Source organism: Clostridium rectalis (genome assembly GCF_900626095.1).
Lineage (GTDB): Bacteria > Bacillota > Clostridia > Clostridiales > Clostridiaceae > Clostridium_AS > Clostridium_AS rectalis.
In genome coordinates, this window is the sequence record NZ_UYZZ01000001.1 from 41,026 (window position 1) to 59,114 (window position 18,089).

17 protein-coding genes are annotated in these 18,089 nt (G+C 27.0%); 15 read left to right on the forward strand and 2 right to left on the reverse strand.

Annotated features, from left to right (window positions below):
* Positions 1-44 precede the first annotated feature (44 nt).
* The 7 genes from hcp (at position 45) to EJL03_RS00220 (ending at position 6,984) form a co-directional block, all read left to right on the forward strand.
* Positions 45-1,697, forward strand: a complete 1,653-nt coding sequence (gene hcp, locus EJL03_RS00190; RefSeq protein WP_243108568.1) for a hydroxylamine reductase — start codon at positions 45-47, stop codon at positions 1,695-1,697.
* 187 nt (positions 1,698-1,884) lie between these two features.
* The gene (locus EJL03_RS00195; RefSeq protein ID WP_125151955.1) at positions 1,885-2,316 is read left to right on the forward strand and encodes an NfeD family protein; all 432 of its coding nucleotides are present in this window, start codon (positions 1,885-1,887) and stop codon (positions 2,314-2,316) included.
* Between the two features lie 12 nt (positions 2,317-2,328).
* Entirely contained in the window at positions 2,329-3,273 is a 945-nt protein-coding gene (locus EJL03_RS00200; RefSeq protein ID WP_125151956.1) for an SPFH domain-containing protein, read from the forward strand.
* 255 nt (positions 3,274-3,528) lie between these two features.
* Entirely contained in the window at positions 3,529-4,251 is a 723-nt protein-coding gene (locus EJL03_RS00205) for an MgtC/SapB family protein (protein ID WP_125151957.1), read from the forward strand.
* A 211-nt stretch (positions 4,252-4,462) separates the two neighbouring features.
* The gene (locus EJL03_RS00210; protein WP_125151958.1) at positions 4,463-4,954 is read left to right on the forward strand and encodes a GNAT family N-acetyltransferase; all 492 of its coding nucleotides are present in this window, start codon (positions 4,463-4,465) and stop codon (positions 4,952-4,954) included.
* 68 nt (positions 4,955-5,022) lie between these two features.
* Complete coding sequence (locus EJL03_RS00215) at positions 5,023-5,736, forward strand: DUF3298 and DUF4163 domain-containing protein (protein WP_125151959.1); 714 nt, start codon at positions 5,023-5,025, stop codon at positions 5,734-5,736.
* A gap of 162 nt (positions 5,737-5,898) precedes the next feature.
* Positions 5,899-6,984 carry a VanZ family protein gene (locus EJL03_RS00220; RefSeq protein ID WP_125151960.1) on the forward strand — a complete coding sequence of 362 codons (1,086 nt, stop codon included), beginning with the start codon at positions 5,899-5,901 and terminating at the stop codon, positions 6,982-6,984.
* A 44-nt stretch (positions 6,985-7,028) separates the two neighbouring features.
* Here the strand turns inward: EJL03_RS00220 and EJL03_RS16250 are convergent, their stop codons facing one another.
* Positions 7,029-7,490: a hypothetical protein gene (locus EJL03_RS16250; protein ID WP_243108570.1), complete on the reverse strand. Its 462-nt coding sequence runs from the start codon at positions 7,488-7,490 to the stop codon at positions 7,029-7,031.
* 291 nt (positions 7,491-7,781) lie between these two features.
* Here EJL03_RS16250 and EJL03_RS00230 point away from each other — a divergent pair, with 291 nt between their 5' ends.
* From EJL03_RS00230 to EJL03_RS00240, 3 genes are all read left to right on the forward strand, one after another.
* A complete protein-coding gene (locus EJL03_RS00230) occupies positions 7,782-8,426 on the forward strand; it encodes a FlxA-like family protein (RefSeq protein WP_125151961.1) in 645 nt (214 codons plus the stop codon).
* Between the two features lie 53 nt (positions 8,427-8,479).
* Positions 8,480-8,701 (forward strand): hypothetical protein, encoded by a 222-nt coding sequence (locus EJL03_RS00235; protein ID WP_125151962.1) that lies wholly within the window; start codon positions 8,480-8,482, stop codon positions 8,699-8,701.
* A 230-nt stretch (positions 8,702-8,931) separates the two neighbouring features.
* Positions 8,932-9,720: a hypothetical protein gene (locus EJL03_RS00240; protein ID WP_125151963.1), complete on the forward strand. Its 789-nt coding sequence runs from the start codon at positions 8,932-8,934 to the stop codon at positions 9,718-9,720.
* A gap of 49 nt (positions 9,721-9,769) precedes the next feature.
* Here EJL03_RS00240 and EJL03_RS00245 read toward each other — a convergent pair whose 3' ends face one another.
* Positions 9,770-10,510, reverse strand: coding sequence for a DUF3298 and DUF4163 domain-containing protein (locus EJL03_RS00245; RefSeq protein WP_125151964.1), 741 nt, complete (start codon positions 10,508-10,510; stop codon positions 9,770-9,772).
* Positions 10,511-10,757: 247 nt separating this feature from the next.
* Between EJL03_RS00245 and EJL03_RS00250 the strand changes: the two genes are divergently transcribed.
* The 5 genes from EJL03_RS00250 (at position 10,758) to EJL03_RS00270 (ending at position 18,081) form a co-directional block, all read left to right on the forward strand.
* Positions 10,758-11,048, forward strand: coding sequence for a hypothetical protein (locus tag EJL03_RS00250; protein WP_125151965.1), 291 nt, complete (start codon positions 10,758-10,760; stop codon positions 11,046-11,048).
* Between the two features lie 264 nt (positions 11,049-11,312).
* On the forward strand, positions 11,313-13,649 hold the full coding sequence (locus EJL03_RS00255) for a helicase C-terminal domain-containing protein (RefSeq protein WP_125151966.1): 2,337 nt from the start codon (positions 11,313-11,315) through the stop codon (positions 13,647-13,649).
* 589 nt (positions 13,650-14,238) lie between these two features.
* Positions 14,239-15,549, forward strand: a complete 1,311-nt coding sequence (brnQ, locus tag EJL03_RS00260; RefSeq protein ID WP_125151967.1) for a branched-chain amino acid transport system II carrier protein — start codon at positions 14,239-14,241, stop codon at positions 15,547-15,549.
* A 26-nt stretch (positions 15,550-15,575) separates the two neighbouring features.
* A complete protein-coding gene (gene brnQ / locus EJL03_RS00265) occupies positions 15,576-16,874 on the forward strand; it encodes a branched-chain amino acid transport system II carrier protein (RefSeq protein WP_125151968.1) in 1,299 nt (432 codons plus the stop codon).
* A gap of 301 nt (positions 16,875-17,175) precedes the next feature.
* Positions 17,176-18,081 carry a D-alanine--D-alanine ligase gene (locus EJL03_RS00270; protein WP_125151969.1) on the forward strand — a complete coding sequence of 302 codons (906 nt, stop codon included), beginning with the start codon at positions 17,176-17,178 and terminating at the stop codon, positions 18,079-18,081.
* Positions 18,082-18,089: the final 8 nt, after the last annotated feature.

The following is an 18,089-nucleotide window of genomic DNA, read 5'->3' on the forward strand; positions in this document are numbered from 1 at the left end:
ACTAATAATACTATTAGTTTAATCAATAAGGAGGAAATATATTTATGGCTGTAATAGAAGATATGTTTTGTTTTCAATGTGAGCAAACTATTGGTGGCAAAGGATGTACAAAAGCAGGTAATTGTGGTAAAAATGCGGAAGTAGCAGCACTTCAGGATTTACTAATATATGAACTTAAAGGCATAGCGTTTTATGGGGATAGATTAATAAAAAAAGAGGAAAAAATAGATGATGAAATAGATAAGTTCATGATGGATGGAAGTTTTTCAACTTTAACAAATGTAAATTTTGATCCGGAAAGATTTGTTGAGTATTTAATAAAGGCAGAAAGAATAAAAGAGAAATTAAAAGATAAGTTGGGAAAAATTAATGAGCAAACTCCTAAAGCAGCTATATATAAATTACCCAGTACAAAGGAAGCTATGCTAAAAGATGCAGAAAAAGTAGGCATAATGCAGGATCAAACCTTAGATGCGGATATTCGATCATTAAGAGAAATGCTTGTATATGGAATGAAAGGCATGGGGGCTTATGGTCATCATGCTCATGTTCTTGGATATACTGATAAAGAAGTAAGTAATTTTTTTTATAAAGGATTTTCAAGTATTATAGATGATAGTTTAAGTGTAGAAGATTTATTTAATTTAAATATGGAGTTTGGTAAAGTAAATTTAAAATGTATGGAGCTTTTAGATAAAGCTAATACAGAAAGTTTTGGAAATCCAACACCAAATCAAGTGTTAACCACTATGAAAAAGGGACCTTTTATTATTGTATCAGGACATGATTTAAAGGATTTAAAAGAGCTTTTAGAGCAAACTAAGGGAAAAGGAATAAATATTTATACCCATGGGGAAATGCTTCCAGCCCATGGATATCCTGAATTAAAAAAATACGAACATTTAGTAGGGAATTTTGGAGGAGCATGGCAAGATCAGCAAAAAGAGTTTGATGGAATTTCAGGATGTATTTTAATGACTACAAATTGTTTGCAAAAGCCAAGAACATCGTATAAGGATAGGATTTTTACAACTAGTATAGTAGGATGGCCAGAGGTTAAACATATTAAAGAAGTGAATGGTAAGAAGGATTTTACAGATTTAATAAATAAAGCAATAGAACTTGGTGGTTTTTCAGAAAATGAAAAGGAAAAGAAGATTTTAGTGGGTTTTGGACATAATGCTGTTTTAAGTAATGCAGATAAAATTATAGAGGCTGTTAAAGGTGGAAAAATAAAAAGATTCTTTTTAATAGGAGGGTGCGATGGAGCAAGACCTGGACGAAATTATTATACTGAATTTGCAGAAAAAACTCCTAAAGATACTATAATACTAACTCTTGCTTGTGGTAAGTATAGATTTAATAAAAAGGATTTTGGGACAGTACAAGGTCTTCCAAGGCTTCTTGATGTAGGTCAATGTAATGATGCTTATTCAGCTATAAAAATTGCTCTTTCCCTTGCACAGGCATTTGAATGTGATGTAAATGATTTACCACTTTCAATGATATTATCTTGGTATGAACAAAAGGCGGTATGTATATTAATAACATTACTTTCTCTTGGCATACAGGATATTAGATTAGGTCCTACTTTACCTGCTTTTATATCACCTAATGTCCTTCAGATCTTAATAGATAAGTTTAATATTAAACCTATATCAACGCCAGATGAAGATTTAAATATTATATTAAAATAATAAATAAAAAGGTATGAGGAATGATCCTCATACCTTTTTATTTAGATTTTTATAGAGGAATTGTAAAACCATATAAAAATTCTAATCTTTACTTAAATAAATTTACTCTAAAAATTCTACAAGGCAATAAAATAGTGTATAATGATATCATAGACATTATTTTTGTGTGTAGCAAAGGAGGGGGAAAATGGAGGCTACATGGGAAATTATATTATGGGTATCCATAGGTGTTATAGCGTTAGTAGTAGATATACTAACTAGTAGCTTACTTTTTGTATGGTTTACAATTGGAGCTATAGCTGCCTTAATAACTTTAATACTTGGATACAAAATAGCAACACAACTTATAATTTTTATAATAATTAGCATTATATTTATGGTAATAGGGTATCCGTTAGCTAAGAAAACACTTAAGAAATCTGTGGAAAGACTTCCCACTATGGAGGAAGGATATATAGGAAGAGAACTTATTATTGAAGAAGAGTTTAGTAAAAAAACCATGATAAAAGTGGATGGAATATACTGGACAGTTAAAAGTGAAGGGGAACCTATTAAAAAAGGAGATAAAGTAAAAATAACCAGAATAGATGGTAATAGATTAATAGTAAAAAAGGTGTAGGAGGAAGATTGCATGTCAGGAAAAATAATACTTATTGTATTGATATTATTTGTATTAATAGTAATTTTATCTTCAATTAAAATTGTTAATACAGGATACGTTTATATATTAGAAAGATTTGGACAGTTTTTTAAAGTTCTAGAACCAGGATGGCATTTTACTATTCCATTTGCAGATTTTGTAAGAAAAAAGGTATCAACTAAACAACAGATTTTAGATATAGAACCTCAAAATGTTATTACACAGGATAATGTTAAAATTTCTATAGATAATGTTATTTTCTATAAAGTTATGAATGCTAAAGATGCTGTTTATAATATAGAAAATTATAAATCAGGTATAGTTTACTCAACTATAACTAATATGAGAAATATAGTTGGTAATATGACATTGGATGAAGTTTTATCAGGAAGAGATAAAATAAACAGTGAATTATTAATGGTGGTAGATCAAATAACAGATGCATATGGAATAAAAATCTTATCCGTTGAAATCAAAAATATAATGCCACCAGCAGAAATACAACAGGCTATGGAAAAACAAATGAAGGCTGAAAGAGATAAAAGAGCTGTTATACTTCAAGCTGAGGGTGAAAAGCAAAGTGAAATTGCAAGAGCAGAAGGAGATAAACAGGCTAAAATACTTGGAGCAGAAGCTGAAAAAGAAGCTAATATTAGACGTGCAGAAGGGTTAAAACAAAGTCAGCTTTTAGAAGCGGAGGGTAAAGCAAAGGCAATTGAAGCCGTTGCTCAAGCTGAAGCAAAGGCAATACATTTAGTAAATGAAGCTATAATTAGCTCAGGAACAAATTCAACAGTAATTGCATTAAAGCAAGTTGAGGCACTACAGGATATGGCTAAAAATCCTGCGAATAAGCTTATACTACCCAATGAAACATTATCCTCACTTGGCAGTATAGCAGCGGTAGGGGACTTATTAAATAAGAATAATAAATAAAACCTTTAAGAAATATACTTAAAAAGGATTGCATCGAAATTTCATTTTGATGTAATCCCTCTTTTTATTTATAGGTTTATTTTAAAGCAGTTTATAAAATTAACGAAATAATAATAATGATAAGAAATACAGATTTATATTATACCTTTAAATATATGGTAAGTATAAGAATTTAGAAAATAAAAATAATAAATTATTATTACTATACTACCGTATTTAAATTTTATCATAGTATATACTAGGGGGTGCTATAACGTGGCTATACAGGAAATAGTATGTAGAACATTAATGGCTATAATAATTGCTGGAATAGTGGGATATGAAAGAGAGAATAAGAATAGACCTGCTGGATTTAGAACTCATATTTTAGTTTGTCTAGGGGCTGCTGTAATTTCTATGATACAAATATATGATATGGAATATGTGGCAGAAATGATTAAATCTAATTCAGAATTAGCATCTGCATTAAAATCTGATGTAGGTAGACTTGGAGCACAGGTTATAAGTGGAATAGGTTTTTTGGGTGCAGGAACAATTATTCATGAAAAGGGTTCCGTGAAAGGTCTTACTACTGCAGCAAGTCTATGGGCTGTTGCTTGCATTGGACTTGCTATTGGTAGAGGATATTATTATTTAAGTATTATATCTGCAATATGCGTAGTGATAGTATTAGTTTCTTTAAAAAAACTTGAAGATAAGTTTAGAGAGAAGTGTAAGGAAGTTCACTTACAAGTAGAGTATTTCAATGATAATAAGGAAGAAGTTACTCATGAAATATCAACTTATTTTGAAGAACAGAAAATAAAAATAAAAAATATAGAATTTTTATTAGAGGAAGATGAGATAGATGATGATAAGAAATATTCTCAATATATAAGCAGTAGGTATACAATTTTGATGCCAAGGTGTACTAATAAGGAGGCAATTGTAGGTAGATTAAGTGAAAAAGCAGATGTAATAAAAATAGAAGTCCTATAAAAATTAATATTATAAACTAAAATTTTACATCTATTTAAGTTTTTTTAAAGACCATTGAAATTTATCAATGGTCTTTAGTTTCTGTGTTTATTAATTTTCATAAGGGTTATTTTTAATGAGTTTAGTAGTTTTATGTATAAAAAAGAGTTAAACTGCTATAAAATATAAATAATAAAGGATTAGTTTTATATGAATTTAGGAGGAAATTACTATGATAATAAAAAAGGCGGATATTAAACAATTAGATAATATAATGATTTTAATAAAAGATGCAGTAGAAGATATGATGTTAAATGGAATTGAGCAATGGGATCATATTTATCCAAATGTAGAAGTTATAAAAAAAGATATAGAAGATGGTAGCCTTTATATCTATGTTGAAGAGGATATTATTAAAGGAATTATTGTATTAAATAAAACTCAAGATATAGAATATGAGGATTTAATATGGCAAGTTAAGGATAGATTTGCAGTTATACATAGGTTGTGCGTAAATCCTAAATATCAGGGAGCTGGTATAGCAAAAGCACTTATAAAATATGTAGAGAAAAGGGCGAAGGATAATAAATTTAAGTCCATAAGATTAGATGCTTTTATAAAAAATACTAAAGCCTGTAGTATGTATGAAAAAAGAGGGTTTAAAAAGGTTGGAACTATAAGACTTAGAAAAGGGGAATTTTACTGTTTTGAAAAAAAATTATAGATGATGATACACTTATTTTTTTAATGCTCATATATTGTTAACATAAGCATTAAAAGAGAGGAGTTAATATGATCTATTTTAGATATCCTGAGGATAATTTTGAACAGTTTTTACCCTGGGATGTATATAATGAAAATTTTGTAGATGAATATGAAAAAACTTTATTAGGAAAAGAAATGGAAAGTCAGGCCAAACTTGGGGAGCAAATACTTAAGCCAAATACATTTAAATTAACTTATCCTTTTGTTACTAATCTACAGGAATCAGTTAGAAAAAAAGTAAATGAAGGGATAATAGATGAGGTAGTTTATTTATTTAAAGATCAGGTATTATATCCAGAGAACATAGACTTTAAAGAAGTAATAAGCTTTTATGAGGTACCTTTAAATGAAAAAGGGCTTTTAAGTATATTATTTGGAATTTATACATTCACAGGTGGAGCCCATGGGTATACAAAATATAGTTCTATAACTTTGGATTTAAATAGTGGTAAAGTTTATAGCTTTAGTGATTTATTTAACCCTAAAATATATTATAAAGGTTTTTTAGATGAGATAGCAAAACAGTATATTAAAGATAATAATATTCCCCTTGTTGAGGAATATAATGGAATACATCAGGATCAAAAATTTTACTTAACACCTAATGAATTAGTGCTTTATTATCAAGTGTATGAGTATACTCCATACTATTATGGAGTATTTAAAATAATAATACCATATGATAAAATCTTAAATCTACTAGGACCCATGAGTCCTATTCAAAAATTAATAAATAAATGAATAATATAAATAAATATATAAAAGGTATGTAGTTTTTAAAAATTACATACTTTTTATTCTTTCAAAATTGTAAGGAAATCTATCTATAATGTAACATAATTAAATTGAACTGATTAGGTAATATAAATTATAATTTAATATATAAAAAAGGAGGTAAAATTTATGTCAAGTTATTTATTTCCAATAAAAATGGCATTAATAAGTTTTCCATTTATAGCATTTTTCTTAACACTTCCATTCGTGATATATCAGTATAGAAAGTATAAATATGTAAACAAAATAAGGGTGATAGTTTTATATTCTTTTTTATTATATATGATAACATCTTACTATCTTGTAATTTTACCTTTGCCAGCTAGCAGAGATATAAAAGTGTTAAATGTAAGTAAATATTACCAATTAATACCATTTAACTTTATTCAAGATTTTTTAAAAGAAACTAACGTTGTTTTTTCTAAACCAATAACATACATGTATATGTTACAAGAAAGAGCTTTTTTACAAATAGTATTTAATATATTATTATTTATTCCATTAGGTATATATATAAGATATTATTTTAGAAAAGATTTAAAAAGAGTAATTTTAATATCATTTATCATTTCATTATTTTTTGAAATTACACAGCTCACAGGATTATATGGATTATATAAATATCCGTATAGACTATTTGATGTGGATGATTTAATGTTAAATACTTTAGGAGGAATAATTGGATATTATATGGCTCCAGTATTTATGTATTTCCTACCGGATAGTGGTACATTGGATGAAAACGTAGATTTTTCATGTATGAAAGTGAGTTTTACTAGAAGGCTAATAGCTTTTTTTATAGATTGGATAATACTAAATATTATTATAGAAATATTAGCAGTAAAAGATTCTGTAATTTTTAATGGTATAGTAGTATTTATATATTTTATATTAATAGTATATTTAACAAATGGTAAAACTGTAGGAAAGAAAATTTTAAATATAAAAATAAAAGGACAAAAGGATGTTTTAACTTTTAAAGAAGTGTTTTTAAGATATTCTATACTATATTATGGAGTAATAGGTGTTAATAGAGTGGTTACCGTAGCTACATCAATAAATGAAAATGCCATTATCTTATATGTTATGATGCTGTTTTTATTTGTGTATGATGGAATTATATTTGTACACTTTATCTTACACTTGTTTAAAAAAGAAAAACAGTTTTTTTATGAAAAAGTTAGTAATACAAAAAATGTTATAATAACAGAATAGTAGGAAGTGTGTTTAAGCACTTCCTACTTTAAATTTATAGAAATTTAAATGCATACAAAGCTTTCGATTCGCCTTAAGTCCATTCCAAAGTAAATCCAACGACGTCCAGTCCATCTCCAACCGGAGACAGAATTTCTTCCTACAAAGACTATCCAAGCCCAAAATCCTCTTCCGTTTCTAGGCCATATATATACAAATCTATAAAGACATGGTCTTAAAGAACCTGGATTTACAGCTTTTATACCAGGACTTTTATTAGGTATATAAGAAGGGGGACGTCCCGATGGCGGTCTTCCAGGTGGTCTTCCTCCCCCACCTCCTCCAGGGGGCATTGGTGGACGAGGAGGTGGCATTGGTGGACGAGGGGGCGGAGAAAACTGTCCATAGAGGTACTGAAATGGACATGTAAAATTTTGAAATTTATATGTTTCTTCTAGTTTATCGTAATAGTTTTCATAAAAATCTTCATTTAATTCATCATTTCTGTAGAAACCATCAATGTACATTAAATATTCTCCTTAAAAAAAATTACAATATATTATATGTAAAGTATGCATGTAGTGTGAAAGCCAGTAATGAATAACGTAAATAGTATTGTAAAGTTGTTGCTATTTTAAGTATATGAAATATTAGTTTACTTATAATTTTTAATAGAGTGTATATAACAGGCAATTTATAAATACTAGAAAAAATGTTATTATATACTTAAGAATTTGGATTTAAATCGAATAATTAATAGTGAGGGTGTAATATTTAATCACATTTGTAATTTACTATATTATAAGGAGGTAATAAACATGAAAATATCCTCCCTACTTATGAGAGGAACTATGGAAAATTCAAATATAAACCGTAGTGCTTTAGACAATGAAATAAAGTCTTTACAAAAGCAAAAATTAGAACTTACAAAGCAAATAGATGGGATAAAACAGCAACACTTAGATACAAAAACAGAAGGGGATTTAATAAAGGCACTGCAGGAGCAAATTCAGCAAATAGAACAACAAATTCAACAAAAGAACATGGAAAAATCAAATAATAATAATAATAAAAAAGAAGATAAAGAAATTAATCTGAAAAAAGAGGAAAGGGATTCTTTTGAATTAAGTGATTTATCAAATATCAATATAACATATGATAAGATGAAAAAACTTAATAAAATTAAAACAAAGTTAAATGGAGAAGGCAGAATCTTAGAAAAAGAGGCAGAAATTGATGCTCAAAGGGACAAACTTGGCAATGGGTCTAAAATAGTTCAAAAGAAAAGAAAAAGAGTAGCTGAAATGTATGCATCAGTCCAAAAAATTAATGCAAAATTATCAAAGGAATCTGATAAAATATCTAATAAAATAAAAAAATCAAAAGTAATGATTCATGAAGAAAACAAATCAGAAGAAAATATAGAAAATAATAAAGATGAAAAAATAAATATAGTAATTTAGTGTATATATTACATCCTCATATATTTAAATCTAATGGGAATAGGGGGAGACATATGGGGAATTCAAATGACAAAAACTTAATTAGAAGTTCTAAAATTTTACTTATTATAGGTATAATAATACTAATAGGTGGTACTATTTCTTTATTTATTAAAATGAAATTTGAGACAAGAAGTTCTGATATAGCAAATATAATAGCAGTGATGATTTTATCATTACTTTTAATAGTAAAGGCCACTATAGGAATTATACAAATTAAGAAATATGGGAAATAGATAAACTTATAAATTTTTTAGGATGCATCTTAGAAATTATTTCAAGAGGTATCCTTTTTTATGTATTTATTGTTATAATAAAAGTCTATTTATTAATTTATAATAACGTAATCATTAGTATATCTCCTGTAAATGTTAATAAAATGAAAAATATATAAAATCCCTATGATAAAAAATAGCATATATGATATTATGATATAAAAAAAGAGTTAAATAAAAGGAGTTTTTACATGAACAGTAAGAATATCATACTAAATAGGCATAAATTAGCAACGTTTTTACTGATCATTGGGTGTGTTTTAATGATTTTACCTATAATAAGTATGAAACTGAGATTATTTTTATTAAAAAAAATTAGTCCAAACAGTTTTAAATATTATAATTTTTATAAAATGAAAAGTGATAAACAGGATATATATTTATTAGGAACTTTACATAAGGAACATTTAATAAATCAGGATTTTTCACTAATTCATATAGGAGCAGTTATAGAAAGTTTAAAACCTGATTTATTATTGGTTCAAAGTAGACCTGAGGAATTAAAAAAAGGTAATGTTGGTGATGGTAGTCTTGAAATGCCATTTGCAAATCTTACGGCACATTACTTAGGTATAGATGTGAATGGTATAGATTGGATTGACTATTTGCCTAGTATTAATGAAAGTTTAAGAAATGAAAAAATTTCTCAAAATATAATAAAAAATTCAAAAGGTTATAAAAAGGTATTAGTATTATGCGAATATAAGAAAACCAGAAATATATTAAAAAAACTTAATCGGAAAGGATATTGTATTTCTGGGTTTAATAATAGGAATAAGGAAAGGTTGTTTTCGTCCAATAACAGAAAATTTTCTTTTCCTTTTGGAATGAAATATTATATTCAGAAAAAAATAGACTTTAATAAGCAGAATATAAAATCGGAAAAGGATTCAAGAAAAAAAAATTTATTTAAAGAAGAAATAAATTTTAATAGAGAACTTATAGATATTATTGAATTAGTAGGAGAAAGAACAAAATAAAGTTTTAATCAGCTGGTGCATTTTTGCAGCAGCTGATTTTTATAAAATTTTATTCTATAACTTTAATATCGTATTTAAAATTGTTAAAAGGAACTCTAAATTCTCTAATCCCAGAAGAATAAGGGGCTATTTCATATAAACCAAAATAAATTACTATATTATTATTTTCTATAAAGAAACTTTGATTTTCAGATATAGTTTTAAAAGTATTTTTAAAATAAATCTTTGGATTTTTACTTATTTCATTTTTTATATAATTATTAATAATATGTTTGAAATTTTCATTATTACAAAATAAATCTTTAAGAGTTAGTAGCTTACCAGTTTTAGTATTTATATTAAAAGTTTTTTTAGTGGTGATTCCATGTGCACCACCAGTGTATTCGTAATATATTAATGTTATGCTTAAAATATTATTTTTATTATAGGATAAATTATAATCTACATTAAAAATATATTTATTTTTTAAATTAGTATCTTCTTTGGAGTAATTTAAAATTTTAGATTTATTAATTAATATATCTTCGTCTATTAATGTATTAATTTTATATTCTATAGTTTTATTTTTCAAACCATATACTACAGGCATTTTTATATCTGTATCTAAACGTGGATAAATATCTTTTGTATTTTTGCAAAGTATTCTTGCGCTTTCATTAAGGATATTGTACTTAAGATTAGTTATTATAAAATTTTTAGTTAAGCTACTAGAATAATTTTTCGCAGATACTATTGAGGTACTACTTATTGTCATTACACTAGCTAATACAATATAGAGTATTTTTTTCACATCAACCCCTCCAAATAAAAAATGTAATATTTTACATATATAATACTCTTGTTAAATTGATAAAGGGTTACGGAAAAAATAAAATAAGTTTACAAAACAGTTACGTTTTAAAGATGAAATTAATATTTTATAATTTGTTATAAAATATTAAGCTTATTTTAAGATATGTGTAAGAATTTATAAAGGAATGTTTTTTATAATTATAAGTGTAAAGTTTATTTAGCTTTTAAAAGGAGATGCAAAGTTTATGAAAAACATAGTTATATTTCTTATAATATCTTTAGTATTGTTGATTTGTTTAGATTGTTTCGTGGGAGATAAATATTTTACACGAGAGCCTAGAACATATTATTTTAAAATTTTGAGAAATATATTTAACATATTAGTAGTAACTTTTATGTTTCTTCAAAGAAAGGAATTGTTATCTATAAATAAAATAGGAAATATGCTTATTTTCGCCTGCATCATTACAGCGATATATAATGTATTTAAAATGTTTTTTTCTATTGACATACTAAAAAGAGAGGATTTACTATAGTATACATATTTTATTGAAGTGGTGGAGTGAAACAATTTAAAAAAAGTTTCACTCTATTTATGTATATTGATATGAAAGTCATCTAATTTTTAAATAATATTTAATTATTTTATTTGATTCCTTTAGGAATACAGGGTAAAAATATATTAAAATTTGGGTGTTAATCTTATAATCAAAAATTTTAATATGGTTGAAAGCTTAGAAATTTAAGGGTAATATATAATATATAGATTTTTAAAATAATAATTTTAAAGGCTGATTGATATGAGTAAAGAAATAAAAATATCTGTGAGAAATTTAGTTGAATTTATAATGAGATCTGGGGATTTAGATTCAAGTTTTACTGGAAATAGTAGGGCTTTAGAAGGAACTATGATTCATCAAAAAATTCAACGATCAAAAGGTGAAGAATATTCAAAGGAAGTTTTTCTAAGACGTACTATAGAATATAAGGACATTATAATTATTGTGGAAGGAAGAGCAGATGGAATAATATCCCTTGATAAAGAAATAATTATAGATGAAATAAAAAGTACATCAAGAAATTTAGAGGATATAGATGAGAATTTTAATCCATTACATTTTGCCCAGGCTAAATGTTATGCATATATATATGCAAAGGAGAAATCAATAGAAAATGTAAAAGTACAGCTTACTTATTGTAATATAGATACTGAAGAAGTTAAATATATAATAAAAAGTTATTCTCTGTTTGAGTTAGAGAATTTTTTTTATTCATTGTTAGATAAATATTTTTTATGGGCAGATTTTACTAAAAATTGGGTTCAAATTAGAGATAAAACTATTACTGATATAAAATTTCCTTTTCCCATTTATAGAAAAGGTCAAAGAGAGTTAGCGGTTTCGGTTTATAGAACTATTAGGGAAGGAAAAAATATATTCTTGCAGGCACCAACGGGTATAGGGAAAACAATATCTACTATATTTCCTACGGTGAAAGCTATGGGGGAAGGAATGGTAAAAAAAATATTCTATTTAACAGCTAAAACTATAACTTCCATTGTTGCTATAGAAGCCTTTAATAGAATGTTATGTAAGGGATTAGAATTCAAAGTAATAGTTTTAACAGCTAAAGATAAAATATGTTTAAATAATGAAGTAGTATGTAATGGGGAAAAATGTGAGTTTGCCAAGGGTCACTTTAATAGAGTAAATAAGGCTATAATGGAGATACTTAAAAGTGAAAATTTGATTACAAGAAGTGTTATAGAAAATTATGCAAAAAAGCATAGGGTATGTCCTTTTGAATTATCTTTGGATTTAACTATATGGTCGGATTGTATTATATGTGACTATAATTATGTTTTTGACCCAAGAGTGTATTTAAAAAGATTTTTTGATACGGGAAAGGATGACTATATATTTTTAATAGATGAATCACATAATTTGGTAGATAGAGGTAGAGAAATGTTTTCTGCAAAACTTAATAAAAAGTCAATCTTAGAAGGAAAAAAGTCAATTAAAAACTCAAATAAAAAACTATATAAAATTATGGATAAAATTAATAAATCCATGATTAGTTTTGGTAAAAAGTGTGAAGGTGAAACTTTCTATAAGCAGAAAGAAGAACCTATGAGTATGTACTCACCTCTTAGGGATTTTATAAGAGAGGGAGAGGGTTGGCTTAAGGATAATGAGAAGGATGTAAATTATGAAAATATATTACAAATTTATTTTGATATACTAGCATTTTTGAGGATTAGTGAAATATACGATGATAAATTTATTACTTATATTCAGAAAGAGGAGAAGGATATAATAATAAAATTATTTTGTTTAGATCCTTCATATCTTTTGAGTTTAGGTATAAATCAAGGGAAAAGTGCTATCTTTTTTTCTGCAACTTTAACTCCTATGAAGTATTTTAAAGAAATTTTAGGTGGAGATTTAAAAGAGGATTACCAAATCAGATTTGTATCACCTTTTAAACTATATAATAGGAAACTTATGATAGCATCTAATATATCAACAAGATACATTCATAGGGAAAAAAGTCTACATAATATAGTGGAGAGTTTAGAAGGTTTTGTGTCTGAAAAAACCGGAAATTATATTATATTTTTTCCATCATATAAATACATGGAAATGGCTTTTTATGAATTTAAAAGAGAATACCCAAATATAAATGTTATAATGCAAAATTCAAGTATGATTGAAGGAGAAAGAGAAGAATTCTTAAAAAAGTTTCAAGATAATCCTAAGGAAACATTGATAGGATTTTGCGTTTTAGGTGGAATTTTTTCGGAAGGAATAGATTTGAAGGGGGATAAATTATCCGGAGTGGTAATTGTAGGTGTAGGGCTTCCACAAATTTGTTTTGAAAGAGATATAATAATGGAGTACTTTAATGATAAAAATAATTTAGGTTATGAGTATGCATATATATACCCTGGAATGAATAAAGTGCTTCAAGGGGCAGGCAGAGTTATTAGATCGGAAAATGATAGAGGGGCAATACTTTTAATAGATGATAGATTTATCACTAAACCTTATTATAGTTTATTTCCTAAGGAATGGTATAATAATGTAAAAGTTAGGAATGTGAATGAAATAAAAAAACAATTAAAAAATTTTTGGTGAAAATTTATTTTTGTATTGACAAGTTGTAAAATTATAAATATAATGAAATACAATAAATTAAATTATATTTATACATAAGCTATGACGGAGACAAAAATATCTTTCAGTTAATTACAGAGAACCAATGTTTGCTGAGAATTGGTGTTAATGAGATATATAATACTCACTCCAGAGCTTTCTAGCTGAAAAAATTTTTTAGTAGGTGGGGACGTATACCAGCGTTATATGGTTAGGGTTTTCTTAAAACACTGCATTTAATTGTAAATTATTAAATTGGTAGTAAGGCTTTGCTGTGATTAATAATTATGTAGTTTATTAAGTGTATTTTAAGATTGACCTGAATGAGATATGATTATCAAATAAATCATAAATAAGGTGGTACCGCGAAATTAAAGTCTTTCGTCCTTATAATAAAGTTATTATAAGGACGGAAGACTTTTTTAATATAATTATTTTTCTTTAATACCTTAATGTAGTAAATAAATTTATTTTATAGATATTCACATGTGTAATATTAAAAATTTAATTAACAATTGATTTATCAGTATATTACTCCTAATAAGATAATTGAAAAAGAGGTGGTTTGTGTATGAAAAAAACGACAAAGGATTATTTAGTTATAGGTCTTGCTTTATTTGCAATGTTTTTCGGAGCAGGAAATTTAGTGTTTCCTCCTTACTTAGGAAAAGATATGGGAACTAAGTTTATTATAGGTGCTATTGGTTTTGTACTAACTGGTGTGGGACTTCCTTTTTTAGCTATATTGGCATGTACAAGAAATGAAGGAAGTTTTGAAAATATGGCAGGAAAGGTTAGTAGAAAATTTGCAGTTTTATGCGCTGTGGCTATATTTTTAGCTATAGGGCCTATGCTTGCAATACCAAGAACTGCAGCAACTACTTATGAGTTAACTGTACAACCTATGTTTCCAGCTATATCTTCTTTACTTTCTATGATTTTATATTTTGCTCTTAATTTATGTTTTGTATTAAAACCTTCAAAAATAATTGATAATATAGGTAAATTCTTAACACCGTTACTTTTAATTGTGCTTTCAATAATAATAATAAAAGGCATATTATGTCCAATAGGAAGTGTTATAAACACTAATGTACAAACACCTTTATCAACTTCATTAATTGAAGGATATCAAACAATGGATGCTTTAGCAGCCTTAATGTTTGCTACAATAATTACTTCATCAGTTATAGATAAAGGTTATAAAGGTAAAGATATTATAACATTAACAACAAAGGCGGGGATTGTAGCGATTGTAGGGTTGGCACTAGTTTATGGTGGCCTTATGTACTTAGGAGCTCAAACAAGTTCCATGGCATTAGGAGAAATAACTAAAACATCATTATTGCTGAAAATATCTCAAATGACATTGGGATCTTATGGTAGTATTGTAATAGGAATAGCTATAGGTCTTGCATGTTTTACAACTTCTGTTGGACTAATAACAGCAGGTGCTAATTTTTTTGACAATGTAAGTGATGGTAAACTACCATATAAGATAAATGCAATAGTAATATCATTAGTAAGTATTGTTATAGGAACTTTTGGGGTAGATAAAATAGTTAAAATATCTGTTCCAGTATTAAGTATATTATATCCAGTTGCTATAACACTTGTGTTAATTAATTTATTTAAAAATCTATCTAAAAATAGTATTGTAGTAAAAACTTCAGTATATACAGCATTAACAGTTAGTTTACTTGATTCTCTTCCAAATTTAGGTATTAATATTAGGTTTTTAAAATCACTATTTGGTTTAATGCCACTATCAAGTATGGGATTTGGATGGGTAACTCCCACTATAATAGCGTTAATATTATCTTTAATTATAAGCCAAGTGAAAAAAAATAATTCAGAAGAAGTATTGGAAAATAGAAGTTAAAACTAGGTAATTTAGGGGGGATATTGATGAAAAGAACTACTAAGGATTTTTTAGTTATAGGTCTTGCACTTTTTGCTATGTTCTTTGGGGCAGGAAATTTGATATTTCCACCTTATTTAGGAAAGGTTATGGGAAGTAAATTTATTATAGCAGCTATAGGATTTGTGATTACAGGTGTGGGGCTACCTTTTTTAGGAATATTAGCATGTACAAAGACTAATGGCAATTTTGAAAATATGGCAGGTAAGGTAGGTAAGAAATTTTCAGTATTATGTTCTATAGCTATATTTTTGGCAATAGGTCCTATGCTTGCCATACCAAGAACTGCCGCAACAACTCATGAGTTAACAATACAGCCTATATTTCCAGGTATTTCACCTTTAGTTTCTATGGTTTTATATTTTGCATTAAATCTATGTTTTGTATTAAAACCATCAAAGGTAATAGATAATATAGGGAAGTTTTTAACTCCTGTACTTTTGATTGTACTATCACTTTTAATAGTAAAAGGGATAGTATCTCCAATAGGAAATATAACATATACCAATATAGATTCAGCCTTTTCAAGTTCATTGATAGAGGGATATCAAACTATGGATGCATTAGCTTCACTTATGTTTGCCACAGTAATTACTTCTTCCGTTATTAGTAAAGGGTACAAAGGTGGAGAAGCCATAAGTATGACAATAAAATCTGGGCTTGTTGCTATAATTGGATTGGGTATAATATATGGTGGATTAATGTATTTAGGTGCTCAAACTAGTAATATATTGCCAAAGGATATAACTAAAACAGCACTATTACTCCAAGTAGCCAAGAAAATTTTAGGTAAATATGGTACCTTGTCTGTCGGTATAGCTATGGGTCTTGCATGTTTTACAACATCTGTAGGTTTAATAACAGCTGGTTCTAGTTTCTTTGAAAATATAAGTAAAGGGAAATTACCTTACAAAATTAATGCAATAGTAATATCATTAGTAAGTATTGCTATAGGCAGTTTCGGGGTTGACAAAATAGTAAAGATTTCTGTACCCATATTAAGTGTATTATATCCTGTAGCTATAGTTCTTATAATAACTACTTTATTTACAACTCTGTCAAAGGATAATGTTGTTATTAAAGTTTCTGTATATGTGGCTTTATTTTTCAGCATAATTGAAACACTGCCTACTATAGGTATTGGTGAAATAGTAATTAAAAATATTATGGATATAATTCCTCTATCTAATTTAGGTTTTGCATGGGTTATACCTACATTCATTGCTATGATAATAACTGTACTTATTAGAAAATCTAAGGATCGGTTTAAAACTGTTAATAATTAAATATTTCCTCATGATATAAATTAAGTGTAATAAAAAAAGGTTGTTGATATTTATTGTCATCAACCTTTTTGTTAGCAAAGCAATTACATAAATTTGTTTTAGTAAATTAAATATTTTTTAACAATATAACGCAACATAAAAAAGGAATAAGGAAATCATATAGAATTATAAGGAATAGTATTAAAATAGAAACCACTATTGGTTAATATTTATAAATAGGTGGTGCTTTATTTTTTATAGGTTTATACATAAAATAATACTATAAGTAGATTTAAAGAAGAACCATAGGAGGTATTTTTATATGCAAATTGGAGTTGTTATGGGAGGAATATCTTCAGAAAAAGAAGTATCTTACCTATCAGGTAGGCATATTATTGATAGTTTAGATAAAAATAAGTATGAAGTTTTACCTATACCTATAAATACAAAGTATGAACTTATAGACAGAGTAAAATGTCTACAATTTGCTTTTATCGCCCTTCATGGTAGTTTTGGAGAAGATGGAGAAGTTCAAGCAATACTTGAAAGTATAGGGGTACCTTATTCTGGTTCTGGTGTACTTTCTAGTGCACTTTGCATGGATAAAAATATAAGTAAGAATATTTTTAGTGCTGAAAATATACCTACGCCAAAATGGACTATGATAAAACAAAATGAAAATATAGATTTTAAAAAAATAGATAAAATTAATTATCCTGTAATAGTAAAACCAAATAATGGTGGCTCCTCTATTGGAATTAATATTATCTATAAAAGGGAAGAGTTAGAAACATCAATTAAAGAAGCACTAAAATATGATAATGAAGTTATGATTGAGGAATATATAAAAGGGAAAGAAATAACTTGCTGTATGCTTAATGGAAAGTTATTACCTATTTTGAGTATAGATCCTAAGCAGGAATTTTTTGATTATTCTTCAAAATATGATGATGATGGAGCAGATGAAAAGGTAGCATATTTACCACAAAATGTTTATAGGAAAGTAGAAGAAGCATGTTTAAAATGTTGGGATGCTTTTAAACTAAAAGTTTATGCTCGAATTGATATAATAATAAAAGAGGAAGAAATTTATGTATTAGAAATAAATACACTATCTGGAATGACAAAAAATAGCCTTTTCCCTAAAAGTGCAGAGGCTGCAGGAATGAGTTTTAGTGAACTTTTAGATGAAATTATAAAAATTTCCATGGAAACAAGAAAGCTTTGAGGTGTTTT

Bases quoted from the DNA above. Each gene is read 5' to 3' on its own strand.
- EJL03_RS00200 (WP_125151956.1), top strand. From the start codon at position 2,329: ATGTCAGGAAAAATAATACTTATTGTATTGATATTATTTGTATTAATA.
- EJL03_RS00255 (WP_125151966.1), top strand. From the start codon at position 11,313: ATGAGTAAAGAAATAAAAATATCTGTGAGAAATTTAGTTGAATTTATA.
- EJL03_RS00215 (WP_125151959.1), top strand. From the start codon at position 5,023: ATGATCTATTTTAGATATCCTGAGGATAATTTTGAACAGTTTTTACCC.
- EJL03_RS00270 (WP_125151969.1), top strand. From the start codon at position 17,176: ATGCAAATTGGAGTTGTTATGGGAGGAATATCTTCAGAAAAAGAAGTA.
- EJL03_RS00195 (WP_125151955.1), top strand. From the start codon at position 1,885: ATGGAGGCTACATGGGAAATTATATTATGGGTATCCATAGGTGTTATA.
- brnQ (WP_125151968.1), top strand. From the start codon at position 15,576: ATGAAAAGAACTACTAAGGATTTTTTAGTTATAGGTCTTGCACTTTTT.
- brnQ (WP_125151967.1), top strand. From the start codon at position 14,239: ATGAAAAAAACGACAAAGGATTATTTAGTTATAGGTCTTGCTTTATTT.
- EJL03_RS00220 (WP_125151960.1), top strand. From the start codon at position 5,899: ATGTCAAGTTATTTATTTCCAATAAAAATGGCATTAATAAGTTTTCCA.
- EJL03_RS00210 (WP_125151958.1), top strand. From the start codon at position 4,463: ATGATAATAAAAAAGGCGGATATTAAACAATTAGATAATATAATGATT.
- EJL03_RS16250 (WP_243108570.1), bottom strand. From the start codon at position 7,490: ATGTACATTGATGGTTTCTACAGAAATGATGAATTAAATGAAGATTTT.
- EJL03_RS00250 (WP_125151965.1), top strand. From the start codon at position 10,758: ATGAAAAACATAGTTATATTTCTTATAATATCTTTAGTATTGTTGATT.
- EJL03_RS00240 (WP_125151963.1), top strand. From the start codon at position 8,932: ATGAACAGTAAGAATATCATACTAAATAGGCATAAATTAGCAACGTTT.
- EJL03_RS00230 (WP_125151961.1), top strand. From the start codon at position 7,782: ATGAAAATATCCTCCCTACTTATGAGAGGAACTATGGAAAATTCAAAT.
- EJL03_RS00235 (WP_125151962.1), top strand. From the start codon at position 8,480: ATGGGGAATTCAAATGACAAAAACTTAATTAGAAGTTCTAAAATTTTA.
- hcp (WP_243108568.1), top strand. From the start codon at position 45: ATGGCTGTAATAGAAGATATGTTTTGTTTTCAATGTGAGCAAACTATT.